General features: G+C 40.7%; 14 protein-coding genes. 5 read left to right on the forward strand and 9 right to left on the reverse strand.

Annotated features, from left to right (window positions below):
- The first annotated feature begins 35 nt into the window (after positions 1-35).
- Entirely contained in the window at positions 36-1991 is a 1956-nt protein-coding gene (gyrB, locus tag IL356_RS08520; protein WP_121849877.1) for a DNA topoisomerase (ATP-hydrolyzing) subunit B, read from the forward strand.
- 82 nt (positions 1992-2073) lie between these two features.
- Here the strand turns inward: gyrB and IL356_RS08525 are convergent, their stop codons facing one another.
- Positions 2074-2451: a hypothetical protein gene (locus IL356_RS08525; RefSeq protein ID WP_225621417.1), complete on the reverse strand. Its 378-nt coding sequence runs from the start codon at positions 2449-2451 to the stop codon at positions 2074-2076.
- Positions 2452-2799: 348 nt separating this feature from the next.
- Here IL356_RS08525 and mdh point away from each other — a divergent pair, with 348 nt between their 5' ends.
- Positions 2800-3726: a malate dehydrogenase gene (gene mdh / locus IL356_RS08530; protein ID WP_121849876.1), complete on the forward strand. Its 927-nt coding sequence runs from the start codon at positions 2800-2802 to the stop codon at positions 3724-3726.
- 287 nt (positions 3727-4013) lie between these two features.
- On the forward strand, positions 4014-6995 hold the full coding sequence (gene secDF, locus IL356_RS08535) for a protein translocase subunit SecDF (protein WP_121849875.1): 2982 nt from the start codon (positions 4014-4016) through the stop codon (positions 6993-6995).
- Positions 6996-7061: 66 nt separating this feature from the next.
- Here the strand turns inward: secDF and IL356_RS08540 are convergent, their stop codons facing one another.
- The 7 genes from IL356_RS08540 to folE form a co-directional block, all read right to left on the reverse strand.
- Positions 7062-8300, reverse strand: a complete 1239-nt coding sequence (locus IL356_RS08540; protein WP_121849874.1) for an ATP-binding cassette domain-containing protein — start codon at positions 8298-8300, stop codon at positions 7062-7064.
- Positions 8297-8818 (reverse strand): GNAT family N-acetyltransferase, encoded by a 522-nt coding sequence (locus IL356_RS08545; RefSeq protein ID WP_121849873.1) that lies wholly within the window; start codon positions 8816-8818, stop codon positions 8297-8299. Before IL356_RS08545 ends, IL356_RS08540 begins: the two co-directional genes overlap by 4 nt.
- Positions 8819-9310 carry a DUF192 domain-containing protein gene (locus IL356_RS08550; protein ID WP_121849872.1) on the reverse strand — a complete coding sequence of 164 codons (492 nt, stop codon included), beginning with the start codon at positions 9308-9310 and terminating at the stop codon, positions 8819-8821.
- A gap of 10 nt (positions 9311-9320) precedes the next feature.
- Positions 9321-10283: a prolipoprotein diacylglyceryl transferase gene (gene lgt / locus IL356_RS08555; protein ID WP_121849871.1), complete on the reverse strand. Its 963-nt coding sequence runs from the start codon at positions 10281-10283 to the stop codon at positions 9321-9323.
- Positions 10284-10390: 107 nt separating this feature from the next.
- Positions 10391-10612, reverse strand: a complete 222-nt coding sequence (gene yidD / locus IL356_RS08560) for a membrane protein insertion efficiency factor YidD (protein ID WP_121849870.1) — start codon at positions 10610-10612, stop codon at positions 10391-10393.
- A gap of 59 nt (positions 10613-10671) precedes the next feature.
- A complete protein-coding gene (gene cysS, locus IL356_RS08565; RefSeq protein WP_121849869.1) occupies positions 10672-12156 on the reverse strand; it encodes a cysteine--tRNA ligase in 1485 nt (494 codons plus the stop codon).
- 16 nt (positions 12157-12172) lie between these two features.
- The gene (gene folE / locus IL356_RS08570; RefSeq protein ID WP_121849868.1) at positions 12173-12853 is read right to left on the reverse strand and encodes a GTP cyclohydrolase I FolE; all 681 of its coding nucleotides are present in this window, start codon (positions 12851-12853) and stop codon (positions 12173-12175) included.
- Between the two features lie 259 nt (positions 12854-13112).
- On the opposite strand from folE, the gene IL356_RS08575 reads away from it, so the two are divergent.
- The gene (locus IL356_RS08575; protein ID WP_225621418.1) at positions 13113-14864 is read left to right on the forward strand and encodes a T9SS type B sorting domain-containing protein; all 1752 of its coding nucleotides are present in this window, start codon (positions 13113-13115) and stop codon (positions 14862-14864) included.
- Between the two features lie 143 nt (positions 14865-15007).
- On the forward strand, positions 15008-16429 hold the full coding sequence (locus IL356_RS08580) for a T9SS type B sorting domain-containing protein (protein WP_121849866.1): 1422 nt from the start codon (positions 15008-15010) through the stop codon (positions 16427-16429).
- A gap of 63 nt (positions 16430-16492) precedes the next feature.
- On the opposite strand, the gene IL356_RS08585 is transcribed toward IL356_RS08580, so the two are convergent.
- The gene (locus tag IL356_RS08585; RefSeq protein WP_121849865.1) at positions 16493-18007 is read right to left on the reverse strand and encodes an OmpP1/FadL family transporter; all 1515 of its coding nucleotides are present in this window, start codon (positions 18005-18007) and stop codon (positions 16493-16495) included.
- Positions 18008-18020: the final 13 nt, after the last annotated feature.

Below are 18020 nucleotides of genomic sequence, written 5' to 3' on the forward strand. Positions count from 1 at the left end.
TTGCCAAAAATTAAGTCTAACAACCTGTTAATTTTATGAGCGAAGAAGCGAATAGCAAAGACGAAAACAAGAAAAAATATTCGGCGGACAGTATCCAGGCCCTTGAAGGTATGGAGCACGTGCGCATGCGCCCCTCGATGTATATTGGTGATGTTGGTGTCAGGGGTCTTCACCATTTGGTCTATGAAGTGGTCGATAACTCTATCGATGAGGCCATGGGTGGGTATTGTGATAAAATAAGCGTTATCATCAACGAAGACAACTCCATTACCTGTCAAGATAACGGTAGGGGTATTCCTGTTGATTTACATAAGAAAGAAGGTATTTCTGCACTTGAGGTCGTAATGACTAAAATTGGTGCCGGTGGTAAGTTCGATAAAGATTCCTATAAGGTTTCGGGTGGTCTTCACGGTGTGGGGGTTTCCTGTGTTAATGCCCTTTCGAACCATTTGAAAGCTACCGTCCATAGAGACGGTAAGGTTTGGGAGCAGGAATATGAAAGGGGGAAGTCACTTTATCCTGTAAAAAGTGTCGGAGAAACCAATGAAACGGGTACGATAGTAACCTTCATACCTGATGATACCATCTTTACGCAAACAACCGAATATAGCTATGAAACGCTTTCAAATAGAATGCGCGAGCTATCCTTTTTGAATAAAGGGGTAACCATTAGTATTACCGATAGGCGCCACAAAGATGAGAACGGTGAGTTTGTTTCCGAAACGTTTTATTCGGATGCCGGTCTTAGCGAGTTCGTTAAGTTTTTGGATGGTACAAGAGAACCATTGATTCAAAGCGTTATTTCTATGGAAGGGGAGAAAAACGATATTCCCGTTGAAGTAGCGATGATTTATAACACTAGCTATACCGAAAACCTGCATAGCTACGTGAACAATATCAATACCCATGAAGGAGGTACACACCTTTCAGGCTTTAGAAGGGGTCTTACAACGACCCTGAAGAAATATGCCGATTCATCGGGTATGTTGGATAAACTAAAGTTCGAAGTACAAGGAGACGACTTTAGAGAGGGTCTTACCGCAATTGTATCGGTGAAGGTAGCTGAACCTCAATTTGAGGGCCAGACGAAGACTAAATTGGGTAACAGAGAGGTTTCTGCCGCAGTAAGTCAGGCGGTTTCTGAAATGTTGACCGACTATTTAGAGGAGCATCCTGATGATGCCAAGGTAATCGTTCAGAAGGTTATTTTGGCCGCGCAAGCCAGACATGCCGCTACCAAGGCTAGGGAAATGGTACAGCGAAAAACGGTCATGAGCATTGGTGGTTTGCCAGGTAAATTATCTGACTGCTCAGAACAAGACCCTGCGCAATGTGAAGTTTTTCTTGTTGAGGGTGATTCTGCAGGTGGTACGGCCAAAATGGGACGTGACCGTCGTTTTCAGGCAATTTTGCCGTTACGAGGTAAGATTTTGAACGTTGAGAAGGCCATGCAGCACAAGGTTTTCGAAAATGAGGAAATCAAGAATATCTATACGGCCTTAGGTGTTACCATAGGTACTGAAGAGGATAGTAAGGCATTGAACCTCGAAAAATTACGCTATCATAAAGTAGTCATCATGTGTGATGCCGATGTCGATGGTAGCCATATCGAAACCCTTATTTTGACCTTTTTCTTCCGCTATATGAGAGAATTGATTGAAGGGGGGCACGTCTATATTGCTACACCGCCATTGTATTTGGTGAAAAAGGGCAATAAGAAACGTTATGCTTGGTCAGATAAGGAACGTGATGAGATTGCAAAGAGCTATAGTGGAGGTGTGAACATTCAGCGCTATAAGGGTCTGGGTGAGATGAACGCTGAGCAGTTGTGGGATACTACAATGAATCCTGAGTTTAGAACTTTAAGGCAAATTACCATCGATAATGCGACGGAAACCGATCGTGTTTTCTCTATGTTAATGGGCGATGAGGTGCCACCACGTAGAGACTTTATTGAACGAAATGCAGTTTATGCGAATATAGACGCGTAAACTTGACTGAAATTATTTAAAATAAAAAGCCGCCATCGAAAATTGATTGCGGCTTTTTCGCGTATTTGAACCTAGTATAAAATTATTCTTTGGTGGCAAATGTGTTTCCTTGGGCGTCGGCCAAAACTGAGCTTCCGCTGACCGATTGCATTGATACATGTTCTTCGGGCATGTCAGTACCAGGGTATGTTATAGTGTACACATTGTCCTCCATACTCCATTTAAAGTCGGTTTTGAACGTGATGGAACCATTTGTTTTTTCGTGATACCTACCTAAATAAGCGTCGTTGAAGATCCATTCTTGTCTAATGGTTTGTTGTTTGGCAGTAGTACTGGCTGCTTTTACTTCCACATCCGTCCAAATGCCAATAACTTCATCATTGTTTTCGGGAATTCGGGAGCAGTTACTTGCCAAAACGATGGCAACGATGCCGAGCAATGAAAAAAGCTTTTTCATCATGTAGGTTTTTTTGATTCGGGGTTTATACATTCTAGAACGGTACTTTCTCGACGGCTATTATTAAAATTCGATGTACGGTACCTTTTTGCTTTTATCTTCGTTGAACGGTGTTAATTTTTAACAAGAATGCATTTCATCGATGCTTTTCCTCGGATCGGAAATATGAGAATTAGCTATGTTTTTAAATCGGTATTCCTTTAAGATTCATTATTTTTGAAATCTTTCGATTTACGGGCTGTTGAAATGAAATTTTCACTTTGAAACGAGGTGATTTTGTCTGATATCACATCTGTGTTACTCGAAAGAAAATTGAACAAATAAATACTGTTAAACTATAAAAAAGTAAACATGAAAGTTACCGTAGTAGGGGCTGGGGCAGTTGGTGCAAGCTGTGCCGAATATATTGCCATTAAAAATTTCGCTTCAGAAGTTGTATTGCTGGATATTAAAGAAGGATATGCCGAAGGTAAGGCGATGGATTTGATGCAGACCGCGTCATTGAACGGATTTGATACCAAGATAACCGGTGTTACCAACGACTATTCTCAAACCGCCAATAGTGACATAGCGGTTATTACTTCAGGAATACCAAGAAAACCAGGTATGACCCGCGAAGAATTAATCGGCATCAACGCTGGTATCGTTAAATCGGTAGCTTCTAGTTTGATTGAACACTCACCCAACGTTACCATGATTGTGGTTAGTAACCCAATGGATACGATGACTTATCTCGTTCATAAAACTACCAATCTGCCCAAAAACAAGATTATAGGTATGGGTGGTGCTCTAGATAGCGCAAGGTTCAAATACCGTTTGGCCGAGGCTTTAGAAGCGCCAATTTCTGATGTTGATGGTATGGTAATCGGTGGTCATAGCGATGTGGGTATGGTGCCTTTAACGTCGCATGCTACAAGAAACAGTATTAAGGTATCTGAATTTCTTTCAGAAGATAGGCTTCAACAGGTTGCTGAAGATACCAAAGTAGGCGGGGCCACTTTGACCAAGCTTTTAGGAACCAGTGCTTGGTATGCCCCTGGAGCGGCAGTATCAGGTTTGGTACAAGCCATTGCCTGTGACCAGAAAAAAATCTTTCCTTGTTCTACCTTCTTGGAGGGTGAATACGGTTTAGATGATATCTGTATCGGGGTACCGGTTATATTAGGTAAAGACGGTATCGAGAAAATAGTAGATGTACCTTTAAGTGATGCCGAGAAAGCTAAGATGAAAGAAAGTGCAGAAGGTGTTAGAAAAACAAACGGTCTTCTAGAAGTATAAGTCTTCCAGACTATTAAATAAAAATCCGTCCAGAACACTGGACGGATTTTTTTGTTTTGTATCAATTGAATTTGATCAATTTAGTGGCTTAAAAACTTCCATATAAACAGGTTGTAAATTATTGATTTGGTAATAAAACGAGTTTATAATCGTTGTTTTCTGCTTTAAAGCCTAACTTTGACGAGTTTTATCTCATAGAATAACTATCAAATATATTGCCAATTCCTAATGGAAAATCATATATTTGCACGCTATTAGAAAAAGCACCCATTAAATTCTTGTAATCGATGCAAAATAAAGGACTTATAAAGCTTTTCGCCCTATTGTTTGGGCTGGTGAGTATCTATCAATTATCCTACACATTTATCACCAATAAGGCCGAAGATGATGCTGAAGCCTTTGCTGTAAGCCGTATTTCGGAGTCTGAAGAAGGTTATATTGCCAAAAGAGAGGCTTTAGAAGCTCAGTACCTAGATTCTATTGGAGACAATACAATTTTAGGCTATACTAATTATAATGAGGCCAAGAAAAAAGAATTGAACAAGGGTCTTGACCTTAAAGGAGGTATTAACGTAACCCTTCAAATTTCGGTTAAAGACATTCTTAAAGGTCTCGCCAATGACAGTAAAAATCCTATTTTCAATAAAGCGTTGGCCGATGCAGATGCGGCATCAAAAAATAGCGATAATACCTATGTAGAATTATTTTTCGAAGCATGGGACGATATAAGTGGTGAAACCAAATTGGCCTCACCTGATATATTCGCTAATAAAGGTTTGAGCGATGAGATCAATTTTCAAATGGGTGATGAAGAGGTAAAACCTATCATCAGAAGAAAGATTGATGAGTCGATTGTATCAGCCTTTGAGGTGCTTCGTGAGCGTATCGATGGTTTTGGGGTTACCCAGCCAAACATTCAGAGAGAAGGTAATTCTGGTCGTATTTTGGTCGAATTGCCAGGTGCGCGTGATATTGCTAGGGCACAAGACTTATTGTCCAGTACCGCTCAACTCGAATTTTGGGAAACTTATCAACCTAATAATTCAGAACTTCAAGGTTTCTTTTTTCAGGCCAATGAGCAATTAAAGTCATTGATTGATACCGATGAGGTAGAACAACCTGTTAAGGAGGAGTCGGAGTTAGATTCCCTTTTATCGGATGTGTCGCAAGATTCGTTGGATCTTGCCAATCAAAGAAACCCTCTTTTTGAAAAGTTTCAGTTGGGTGCTCCTAGTTATGCAGTAGGTGTTGCGGCGGTTAAAGATACGGCTGAGATAGGCTCTTACTTACGCATGAAGGAAATTAGAAGGTTGTTGCCTGCTAACATGCAATTTGTAAAGTTCTTGTGGGAAAGACCGTCTGAGGATGCTGAGGTAGTTCAACTTTTTGCCTTAAAATCGAACCGTGACGGTGTGCCAAGAATTAGTGGCGATGTTGTGAGCGATGCAAGGGACGATTTTGACCTTGGTGGAAAGCCTGCCGTTTCAATGACCATGAATACAAAGGGAGCCAAAGAGTGGGAAACCCTGACCGGTGATGCTTATAATAACAGAACAGGTATAGCTATTGTTCTTGATAACAAAGTGTACACCGCCCCAGGTGTTTCTAGCGGACCTATTTCAGGTGGGCGCTCTGAAATTACCGGTGATTTCACGGTAAACGAAACTAAGGATATTGCGAACGTTTTGAGGGCTGGTAAGCTTCCTGCTTCCGCTGAAATTATTCAAGCTACCATCGTTGGTCCTTCATTAGGTCAAGAAGCTATCGATAGCGGTTTTATGTCGTTTCTCATTGCCATGGTGTTCGTTTTAGTTTGGATGATCATCTATTACGGTCGTGCCGGTGTATTTGCTGATATTGCTTTATTGTTGAACATTCTTTTGATTTTTGGTGTTCTTACAAGTTTGGGCGCGGTTCTTACCTTGCCTGGTATCGCGGGTATCGTTCTTACCATTGGTATGTCGGTAGATGCGAACGTACTTATCTTTGAACGTATCAAAGAAGAGATAGCAAAGGGCAAAGGAAAGGCGCAAGCGGTCTCAGATGGTTTCAGTAATGCACTTTCATCTATTTTAGATGCGAACATAACCACGGGTCTAACGGCTATAATCCTTTTCATATTTGGATCAGGCCCAATTAAAGGTTTTGCAACCACCTTACTTATAGGTATTGTGACATCTTTATTTACGGCCATATTCATTACCCGTTTGTTGGTTGATTGGTATTTACAAGGTAAAACCAGAAGATTGGATTTTGCCACGGGTGCTACCAAGAACCTATTTAAGAATATCAATATTGATTTCTTATCAAAACGTAAAATTGCCTATATACTTTCGGCAGTTTTGGTAGGTGTTGGCGTATTTAGCTTATTGACTAACGGGCTTCAGGAAGGGGTCGATTTTGTTGGAGGTCGATCTTACCAGGTTCGTTTTGAAGAGCCTGTTAACTCATCTGAAATCGCATCTGAACTTAATGGCGTTTTTGGTAGCGGAACCAATGTAAAGACCTTTGGTGAAGAAAATCAGATTAAGATTACTACGCCTTATAAAGTAGATGTTGAAGGCTTGGAAGTGGATAATGAAATACAGGATAAGCTGTATACTGCGCTTCAAAAGTACCTTCCATCGGAGACTAGTAAAGAAGATTTTATTGCAGGTAGTGGTGATGACTCTATAGGAATATTACAATCTGTTAAAGTAGGTCCGACGATTGCTGATGATATCAAGAAGAACGCCTTCTTGGCTATATTAGGTTCATTGGCAGTAGTGTTCTTATACATACTTTTACGTTTCCGTAAATGGCAATTCTCCTTGGGGGCGGTTGTTGCTGTATTCCATGATGTGATGATAGTTTTAGGTATCTTCTCTTTGTTCGGTACTGTTATGCCTTTCAATATGGAAATTGATCAAGCTTTTATAGCGGCTATTCTAACGGTGATTGGTTATTCTTTGAACGATACTGTGGTCGTGTTCGACCGTATTAGGGAGATTATCGGCGAGAAAGGATGGCGCGGTGGTGACAATATCAATCTAGCTCTTAATAGTACTTTGAGCCGTACGTTGAACACCTCTATGACCACTTTGGTAGTATTGTTGGCAATTTTCATATTCGGCGGTGAGTCGTTAAGAGGTTTCATGTTTGCTATGATTGTTGGTATTATTGTAGGTACCTACTCTTCGTTGTTTATTGCTACACCTGTGATGTACGATACGTTAAGTAAGACTTTGCGTTCTGGAAACAAGAAAGCAGAAAGCACTGAGAAAGAATAAGAATCAAATCGATATAATTAAAAAAGGGCGCCTTTAGCGCCCTTTTTTAGTTTCCAATTTTAATAATCAGTTTTTGATAACATAACCTTTTGATCCCTGGTCATCAACTTCTAGTTGATAAATCAAATCAGGGTTAAGGCCAGGTTCTTTTCTATGCGAAACGAAAATAGTGGTGGTGTTGCTTGCTTTTGCAAATTTGTTCACTAAAGCAGCAAAGAGGGCGGCGCTTTGGTCATCTAAGCCGGCAGTTGGTTCATCGAGTATTAGTAGGGGGGGGTGTTTTACCATTGCTCTGGCGCACATAATGAGCCTTCTTTGTCCCATGGTCAAATCATGAAATAGATGGTCTTTTATACTCCACATATCAATTAACTGCAACCATTGTTTCGCAAGTCTTTTTTGAATTTCGGAAGGTTTTGTATAGAGCCCGATGGAATCTGTCAGGCCAGAAATTATCATATGTTCTACGGAGTGATAACCTGTAAATTTATCGGTAATGGATGGTGTGAAATAGCCTATGCGCTTCTTTATTTCCCAAACACTTTCACCACTTCCTTTTTTATTATCGAAAATATAAAGCTCTTGACCATAACCTTTAGGGTTTTCACCTGTAATCATCGATAAAATTGTGGTCTTTCCGCTACCGTTTCGTCCTCTTAGTTCCCAAAACTCTCCTTTTTTTATGCTCCAGTGAATGTTTTGAAGAATTGCTTTGTCCAAATACTTCACTGACACCCCTTTAAGTTCTATGAGTATGTCTTTGTCATAGTCATAGTGAAAAGGTGGTTCAGGTATGCTTTTATCAAATGATTTAGGTAGCTCAATAGGGGTCAGTTGTTCCGAGTTATCATAAAAATATAGTTCTTTTCCGGTTAGTTTGGCAAAACGGTCAGTAAATGGCAGCACATCTTCTTTTCTGCTGATGAGTTGAACAATAATTACATCCATTCTGACTTGGTTGAGTCGCACTTTAAGATCGGCTTGACTTTCTACATCAAGATTATCGAAGGGATTGTCGAGAATCAAAAAGTCTGGATTGAGCGATAATAAGTAATTGAGCAAAGCCTTTTTTTGTTCGCCACTTGACATCGATTTTACCGACTGATTTTTCCCGACATTAATGACTTTTGTATCGTGCCGATCTTCCTCATCTATGAACCGCTCCAATACCTTTTTAGAAAATAGTGCGCCGTTCAAGTCTTTAAGTTCTTTTAAGTCATTATTAGCGCCTTTTTGTAGGGAGTGAATAAAGTCGCCCTTCAATGAATTATTGTCAGTAAATATGGCCCAATGTGATTTTGTCATAAATTGATTCGATATATGTGAACCGGATTGTTTTTGTATACGGTCGTTTTAGAGATGGTCATTTGCATATTATATGCCACTTTTTGAGAGGGTAGGTTGTTCACTTGAATTATTGAAATCAAAGATGGAGCGAGTTGTTGTTGCCCAGCGTAGGCTTTGCATTTTAATGCGGCCTCTGTAGCAAAGCCTTGACGCCAAAACCGGGGTAGTATAGAATAAGCTACTTCAAGTTCACGTTCGCCGTCAACCTCTTGGATCAACAAGCCGCTCAAACCGATCAGGAGATTGTTTTCTTTTAGAATCAAGGCATTCATACCTCCTAATTCCTTTTCATACCTTTCAAAGATTCGGTCAAATTGCTGTTTGCAGGCCTCAAGTGGGTCGGAAGGAATTCCGTTCCAGAATTCAGAGCTTCTTTCGTCTTGGTGAAAAGGAAGCCATTCATCAAAATCGCTCTCTTTTACTTTTCTAAATAAAAGCCTTGATGTTTCTTGCCCTTCGAGAAGTAAGTTGTTCAACTATGGTGTTTTTGTATACTGAATACGATTGCCGATTTCAATTCCGTTTTCGGAAACCAATCCTGCATTCACTTCCAAAACGTATTGTACAGGTAGGCGAGAGGGTATGCTGCTCTGGTCAAAAGGTTTGGCGTTTTCTGTAATACTGCCAATGGTCATATCTTCTTTTACGAATAACAGGTCAAGGGCAAATTCAGTATTTTTCATATAAAATGAATGCGGTGCGACATTCGGAAAAACAAATAGCATAGCTTGATTGGCTTCCATACCTGACCGATACATCAAGCCGGTCTGGGTTTCGTATTCGTTGTCTGCAATTTCAATGTTCAGTTCCAATAAAACGGAATCTGATTCTGACTTGATTATTTGAAGTTCACCTTCTTTTTTAAAAGATACTTCTTCTATTTTTACCTCTCTATTCGCCTTATCCTTACAAGAGAAAAAGATGAGGGTTGACAAGAGTAAAATGGTGAAAGCACTTTTAATGTTCATGGCGCTTGGTTTAAGCTTTTGAAATATTCGGTTTGAACATGAAATAAAGACCGATTAATATAAAAGGTATGCTGAGCCATTGACCTGTAGAAAGCAAGCCCAGAGATTCTTCAAAACCACCTTGACTCTTCTTGACAAATTCAACAAAGAATCTGATGGTCCATAACAACACTAAGAACACGCCAAAGAGATAGCCCGTGCTATTTCTTTTGTCTGTTTTCCAGTATAAAAAGTACAGCAAGGCGAATACGAAAATATAGGCGATTCCCTCATATAATTGAGCAGGATGTCTGTAAGGTATTTGAGCCAAATATTCTGAAAACTGAGGGTTGTTTTCAATAGCATCGTAAGCAGCACTTACTGTCTTTTCTTTTGTGATGCTCATCGCCTGCGAAGGATGCATGTCATCGGAATCACGAATAAATTTAGTGGCAAAAACAAAAGATTCATCTGTGACCTTTCCGTTGATTTCAGAGTTGAAAAAATTTCCTAGACGAACACAGAATGCACCTAGCGCAAACGGCACTACCATTCGGTCTAACAACCACAGCGGTTTCATGTCAGGATATTTTCTGGCATAAAGGTACGTGCCAATAAGTACGCCTATAATAGCTCCGTGACTGGCAAGTCCGGTAAAGCCTGTAAATTCATAACCATTTATAAAACCAAAAAGAGAGCCGTTGGCACTTTCTCTAATGGGAAGCAGAATTTCAAGCAAATGATTTTTGTAGTAAGGCCAATCGTAAAAAAAGACATGACCAAGTCGAGCACCCAACATGGTGGCCAAAACGGTATGAATGAAAAGGGAGTCTAGTTGCTCTACCGTTTTGTTCTCCCTTAAAAAAATACGCTTCATAATGAACCAACCAGCTGCAAAAGCAACTATCCAGAGAAGGTTGTAATATTTGATCTGTAAGGGGCCTAGGGTAAAGAGGGTTTCGTTCGGATTCCAGATAATACCTAAAAAGTGCATGTATTTGGGTTTAGGATGGCTAAGATAAGCATTTCGGTTTTGGCCTTCGGTAAAGTTTTGTGGTTTCTATTGATGGAGATTGTTTCGAAAGAAAGCAAGACTTTTGTTCAAGGTACGGGGTCGTAGCCTTTGCCTCCCCAAGGGTTGCAACTGGCAATTCTCTTAACGGAGAGCCATCCGCCTTTAAAAAGCCCATGTTTCTTTAAAGCCTCTAATGTGTATTGCGAGCAAGTGGGGGAGTACCTACAAGTTGCCGGCGTATAAGGAGATATTGCCAATTGATAAAAACGGACCAAAAACACAAACGGAGCTATCAATACTTTCTTCATTGCGGTTATGCTTTGGTTGAGCAGTGACTAAAATGTCTTCGTCTTGTCTTTCAGTTTTTTTATTGAATGCTAAAAGTCGTTCCTTCTTTACCGTCCTTCAGTTGAATGCCTAATTCGGCAAGCTGGTCACGAATTCTATCTGAGGTGGCAAAATCTTTATTGACCCTCGCATCTTTTCTTAATTCAATCAAAAGTTCAACAACTCCGGAAAGTTTTTCGGTATCCTTACTGTTACCTGTATTTTGTTGTAAGCCTAAAATATCAAAGATAAAGGCATGTAAAGTTTCTTCTAATTGGGTTTTGTCAACTTCTGAAATTTGCTCCTTGCCTTCTTTGATAAGGTTGATGTGCTTGACAGCTTCAAAAATATGGGCTATTAAAATCGGAGTGTTGAAATCGTCGTTCATCGCCTCATAGCAAGAAGCTTTCCAGTTAGTAACATCAAAATCGCTATTGCTGCCTGCAGGGGTTAAGCTCTGTAACGTTGCAAAAGCCTCCATGAGCCTGTTGAAACCTTTCTCAGAGGCTAATAAAGCGTCGTCGCTTAAGTCTAGAATGCTGGTGTAATGCGCTTGCATCATAAAAAAGCGAACGACGGATGGAGCAAATGCCTTGCTTAAAATTTTATTCTCACCCGTAAATATTTCTCCGGGAAGGATGTTGTTTCCAGTAGATTTGGCCATCTTCTTTCCGTTCATCGTCAGCATGTTGGCATGCATCCAGTAATTAACGGGTGATTGTCCGTAACTGGCTTCGGCCTGCGCAATTTCACATTCGTGATGAGGGAATTTTAGGTCCATTCCACCACCGTGTATATCGAATGTTTCGCCCAAATATTTGGTGCTCATTGCCGTGCATTCAAGATGCCAGCCTGGGAAACCATCGCCCCAAGGCGATGGCCATCTCATAATGTGCTGGGGTTCCGCTTTTTTCCAAAGAGCAAAATCTTGAGGATTTTTCTTTTCGTCTTGGGCCGTTAACTCACGGGTATTCGCAATCATATCCTCGAGTTTTCTACCGCTTAATTTACCGTAGTCATTCGTTTCGTTGAATGCGGCTACATCAAAATAAACAGATCCATTCGCTTCATAGGCATACCCTTTTGACAGAATATCTTTGATGATCTCAATTTGTTCGATAATATGGCCTGTTGCGGTAGGCTCTATACTGGGAGGTAGAAAATTGAATTTTTCTAAAATATTGTGAAAGTCTAATGTGTAACGCTGCACGACTTCCATAGGTTCCAATTTCTCAAGACGTGCCTTTTTTGCAATCTTATCCTCGCCGTCTTCGGCATCGTCTACCAAGTGTCCGGCATCGGTAATATTTCTGACATACCTGACCTTGTAACCTAAGTGCTTTAAGTACCGGAAAATCATATCAAAAGACATGAACGTGCGACAGTTGCCCAAATGAACATTACTGTAAACGGTTGGTCCGCAAACGTACATTCCGATATGCCCTTCGTTGATAGGCTTGAAAATTTCTTTGGTACCGGTAAGGGAGTTGTATATTTTAAGCTCTTGGTTTTCGTAAAGTGGCATGTGCGGCTAGATACTGTTAAAAGTTGGTGTCTAGGTTGATGTAGTCTAAAAATTCTCTTCGTACCGACTCGTCTTTAAACTTGCCTCCATACTCCGCGGTTACGGTACTGCTATCGATGTCTCTAATACCCCTTGAATTAACACAAAGGTGTTTGGCGTCAATAACGCATGCGACATCTTCTGTTTCCAATACCTTCTGTAATTCCCTAACAATCTGAATGTTCAATCTTTCTTGAACTTGAGGGCGTTTGGCAAAATAATCGACAATACGGTTCATTTTTGAAAGCCCAACCACATTACCACTTGAAATATAGGCTATATGGGCCTTGCCCACAATCGGTAGCAAATGGTGCTCGCAAGTAGAGTACAAGGTGATGTTCTTTTCAACAAGCATCTCGCCATATTTGTACTTATTGCTGAAGGTGGAAGATTTTGGTTTTCTATCGGGATGCAGGCCTCCAAAAATCTCTTTTACATACATTTTTGCCACTCTATTTGGGGTGCCTTTTAAACTGTCATCATCTAAATCTAGGCCTAGGGTCAACATCACCTCTCTAATATTTGCTTGAATGCGTTCAATTTTCTCTTCATCGCTCAGAACGAAGGCATCTTTTCGCATAGGGGTGTCCTCGGCGGCAGAAACGTGGTCGTTTCCCATCTCTTCAAATTGCTTTTCCAAAGTACTGTCAATTTTCATCTGCTAATTTGTTTCTGTGTTCAAGCTCGGTAAGCTTCTATTTTTTCCTTTAGTCGCAAATTATAGAAACCCTATCACCACCTGACCAAAACGAACTGCAAAGATATACATTATATAGCACTTTACGTCTCTAAAGCCGATGTACACAACATAAATTGGTGTTAACCTACAATCGATGGTATTTTTATCGATACATAGTTGAATCTACTTTATGAATCGCTTTCAACTAGGCTTACTTTTTCTTCTAATTGGCTTTCAAATGGCCAAGGCACAGGTTTCACCTGATTGTGCCAATGCAATACCTATATGTAATGATACCCCGGTCAACGGTGGTACCAATGGCCTGGGAAACGACGATTTTAATGCTGCGGAAACGAGTGGCTGTTTAGAAAGAGCACTTGAAGGTACGATTGAATCAAACTCTGCATGGTATCGCTTCAGAACAGGTGCTTCGGGGCAATTAGGTTTCAATATTGGTATCGATACCGGTGAAGATTGGGATTTTGCCCTGTATCGAACCAATGATTGTGGGGCTTTAGGAGAGCCCATTCGATGCAATTTTTTCGATAATCAAGATGGCAATGCCTTTATCGGTGTTGGTGAGGATCCTACGGGCGATGACTTGAATGTGCAATATGAAACTTGGCTGGAGGTAGAGCCGGGAGAAGATTATTATTTATTCATCAACAATTTCAGCAATAATAATTCGGGTTTTTCTATTCAGTTTTCGGGACAGATATTTGTCACGAACCCATATGATGCGTTGGATTGTTCCATCATAGATAATCTGTTGGGGCCACCAATTGCAAGTTGTCAAGGAACTATTGTGAACCTTGATGCCACCACATCGAATGCGACGGCCTACAATTGGTTTGTCGATAATGGTAGTGGTTATAATGCTTTGGTAGGGGAAAACGGCACCAATCTAGCGGTGAGCGTATCGGGTATGTATCGTGTAGAGGTAGTAAGGCCTACAGGAAACCTTTATAGTGATGTACAGGTCGCTTTCTCGCCCACGCCGACCACCAATCCTGTAGCGGACGATGCTTTTTGCGAAGGGACTGATTTTTATGATTTATCTGTAAAGGATATGGAAGCTTTGGGCGTTCAAGATCCAAACGATTTCTTGGTAAATTATCACGAAACGCCAGCCGACGCAGCTAATGGAATCAATGCTCTGCCAAAACAGCTTGAGGTTACTCAAGGTATCCAGACCATTTTTGTTCGCGTCAGTTCTTTGGACAATCCAAGATGTTTTGATGCCTCGCAGAGCTTTCAAATAATCAATCTAGAAACACCGGAAATAGATTTTGAAACTGAAGCTTACATCTGCGAAAACGCCAACGGCATCACTATAGGTGAAAATAATCCAGACCCAAATTATGCCTATCGGTGGAGTACTGGGGAAACAACTCCTGCTATAGTGGTGAATGAAGCAGGGGATTTCACCTTAAATATTTACAATAATCAAGCTGGTTTTAGCTGTGAAAATTCAGCAACTATAAGAGTATATGTTTCGAGACCTCCTGTAATAAACGATGTATTGGTTCATGATTTGAGAAATAATAATACAGTAACTGTCTTAACCGAAGACAATCGCAGTTTACAATTTCAAATTGATGATAGCCCCTTTCAAGAAGCTAATACATTTTATGAAGTCTTACCTGGCAGGCATACAATCAATGTGAATGACCCAAACGGTTGTGGTATGGTTAGCGAAGATATTATTGTGGTTGGTTTCCCAAGATTCTTTACACCTAATTCGGATGGTTCAAATGATTATTGGCATATTGAGGGAATCGAAACTTTAGAATCTCCTGTGGTTCATATTTTTGATAGGTTTGGAAAGCTACTTACACAGTTGAACGAAAACAGTGCAGGTTGGGATGGACTCTTAAATGGAAAGCCCATGCCTGAAACAGACTACTGGTTCAAGCTCACCTATACCAATTTAGAGGGCAACGTAGTTGAGGCCAAATACATCAATAGTCATTTTTCTTTGAAACGCTAGTATGTAGTTCCGGTCTTTAGTAATCCCTTTGAGAGTTTGTAACTGGGTCTTTTGTCGATTAACGGTCTAATTATTAGGTCGAAACATACTAAATCAAGCTGAGCGAAGTTATACCTACAGGTTCAATCTTAGCTTCCAACTGTATGCGATTTCTTCTAGCCCTTAGCTTAGTATTGCTTTTTGGTCTTCAATCCCAAGCGCAAAATTCCCCTGATTGTCGTTCGGCCATTCCTGTATGTGCCGACGCACCGATAATGGGGAGGGCTGACGGCGGTGGTGATATTGACGATTTTGATCCGGAAGTGATTACCGAAACAGGTTGTCTCGAAAAAGGGAGCGTCAGTAACGCCAACATAGAAAACAACACTTCTTGGTATGTATTTCGGGCCGGTACAGGAGGGCAGGTGGGTTTTGATATTGAGGCGCTTCCCTTACCAGGAGAAACCACTATAACTGCTGAATGGGATTTTGCGGTTTATGGTCCCGATGTTGCCTGTGGGGAAATTAGCAGTGGCCAGGCGCAGCCTATTCGCTGTAATTACGAGGTCAATGGAACTCGGTATACCGGTATTGGGGTTAACCCCGAAGATGGCCAGGCAGGTGTACCTTCCACAACTCAAAACCTGAATACTTATGACGAGTGGCTTGATGTATTGCCGGGTGAGGTCTATTATATCTTGATTAACAACTTTAGCAATAACACCAATAATGACCCTGAAGAATTTATATTGACTTTTACTGGAAATTCGGTAGAAGCGGACCAGAACACGGCTCTAGATTGTACTCTTCGTGATGAGTTTTTAGGATTGGATATAAACGCTTGCGAAGGCGACCCCGATATTGAATTGGTGGCATTAAATTCGCCTGCTGGCCCCGATATAGCCAATGTCGCTTGGTCGGTCGATTTTGATGATGATGGTACAATTGATCAACCAATGGGTTCCGGTCCCACGGCGACTCACCTTACCGTTTCTAGCCCAAATTCAGGTCGTTACTTCGTTGATATTACGACCAGTGAAGGTGCACATTATTTAGATGATATTCTGATAACTTTTTATGGTACGCCTGTTTTGGATAGGGTAGAGCTTCTCAATTCTAATTTAACTTTAGACCCCGATAGAAACAATATTGAAATTTTTGTTGATGGCGATGGAGATTATGAATATGCCGTTAATGGAGGGGAATTTCAAGATGATTCCGTTTTTAATGATGTGCCTCCCGGTATCAATACATTGGTCATCAATGATAAAAATGGATGTGGAACTACAGAACCAATCGAGTTTTTGGTGGTGGGTTATCCTAAATTTTTCACTCCTAATAATGATGGTGCTAACGATACTTGGAATATCAAGGGAATCGAAACATTGAACAATCCCGTGGTATTTGTTTTTGATCGATACGGAAAGTTATTGGCTCAGTTGAATTCAAATACAGAATGGGACGGAACATACAATGGCAAGCCGTTACCATCCTCTGATTATTGGTTCAGGTTTGAATATGAGGAAGATGAAGAAGGGGTCGTGGTAGCAAAAAGTACGAGAGCTAATTTCACATTAAAAAGATAGATATAAAAAAGCCCCGTAAAGCGGGGCTTTTTGGTCTTATGGTTCTGTTCGCGTAATTCTAGCCTAAAAATTTAAGGTGTATCCTAGTGTTACATTCGTATTGATTCTATTCAAAACTGCGGGAGTATTAATACCGGTCGAAAAGAAATATTGCAATACATCTTGTTCACTGCGATTCACGGCAAGGTCAAGACGGCTTCCTCCAAAATTTAATCCAATTCCTCCGGAAATACCTTGTAGGTCACCTACTATGTTGCCATCTGCATACGGACTCTGTTGGTATCTGTAACCGGCTCGCAGGCTAACCCTTTGAATGCGATATTCGCCACCGACCCTTAATGAAGAAACGCCGCCAAGTGCTTGCGACATATACTCGTTTTCGCTGGCAAAGGCTGAATCGCTCGTAGGCCTAAGCTCCGCATTCGACATATCTTGATATGAGTAATCAAAACTAAGCAAACCGTTTTGCCCAAATACTAAGGCTAAACTTCCCGTTAATTTTGAAGGGGTCTTGATTTGATAATCAAAAATGCTAATATCCCTCATACCAAAGAAGTAGAAATTAGGGTCTTGGTTAGGGTAGTTAGAGCTAATGCCTTGAGTAAACGAATCGCTCAGCCTGTACCATGTAGGAGATTGATAGCTTCCTCCGATTCGAACAAATTGGTTTAATTTGCCAATAGCCCCTAGGCTAAAAGAAAATCCGGAGCCCTCGGTTCTTAAACGATTGTCAAATCTTACGGTTCTCAGTTCATCATCTACATTAAAGAAGTCTTCACTATATCTGCTATACTTATCAAAAAGTACGGTGTGGAAATTCATGGCAGCTCCGAGATAAAGAAAGTCTTCGAACTGTGTTCCTGCATTTACTATCACTTTGCTATTGTAACCTCCTGTTGTCTCCCGATAGTCTTGGTTAACCTCCGTATAGTTCTCATTCGCAAAATATTCGGTGTTTTCAACTTCGTCTACGGTGGGCTCTATAATGCCGGTCTGAAAACCTAAAAAAGCTTGCTGGCCACCAAATCCTAATCCATTGGTCGCTCCAATATCCAGATAGGCATCGCTAACCGTTTCACCGTCCCTAATTCTTAGGTTCTGTAGTTGAATGCCATCGGCATAATTTAAAAAGTAGTTATCTATTCCTTCTGTTCCGAGGCCACCTGAAATACTGAAATCGTCAAAATTTTGAACGATATCATAATTGATAGCTAAAGAGACTTTTTTCCAAGAAGAATCGGGGTCTGTAGATTTCCAGACAAATGCCCCTCCTAATTGGTTCATATCTAACGTATTGTTGTCAGATTGCAAAAAGGAACCTCTATATTCTGATTCGGTATTGGTATCGTAGTACGTTCCAGAAATAGTAAATAGGCTGTTGTTGAATACAGCGCTGCCCGCCGGGTTAATGTTGATTGATGACATATCGCCACCTAAAGCACCAAAGGCTCCGCCCATTGCTTGAAATCGGGCTGTACCTTGAAGGTTTTCTTGACTGTATCTAAGAACGTCATCTATGGTCTGTGCGTTTGAAATAAAGCATGACAATAGCCCTATGAAAGTTAAAATTCTTTTCATTCCTTAATTTTTG

It is taken from the genome of Euzebyella marina (assembly GCF_014855515.1).
Lineage (GTDB): Bacteria > Bacteroidota > Bacteroidia > Flavobacteriales > Flavobacteriaceae > Euzebyella > Euzebyella marina.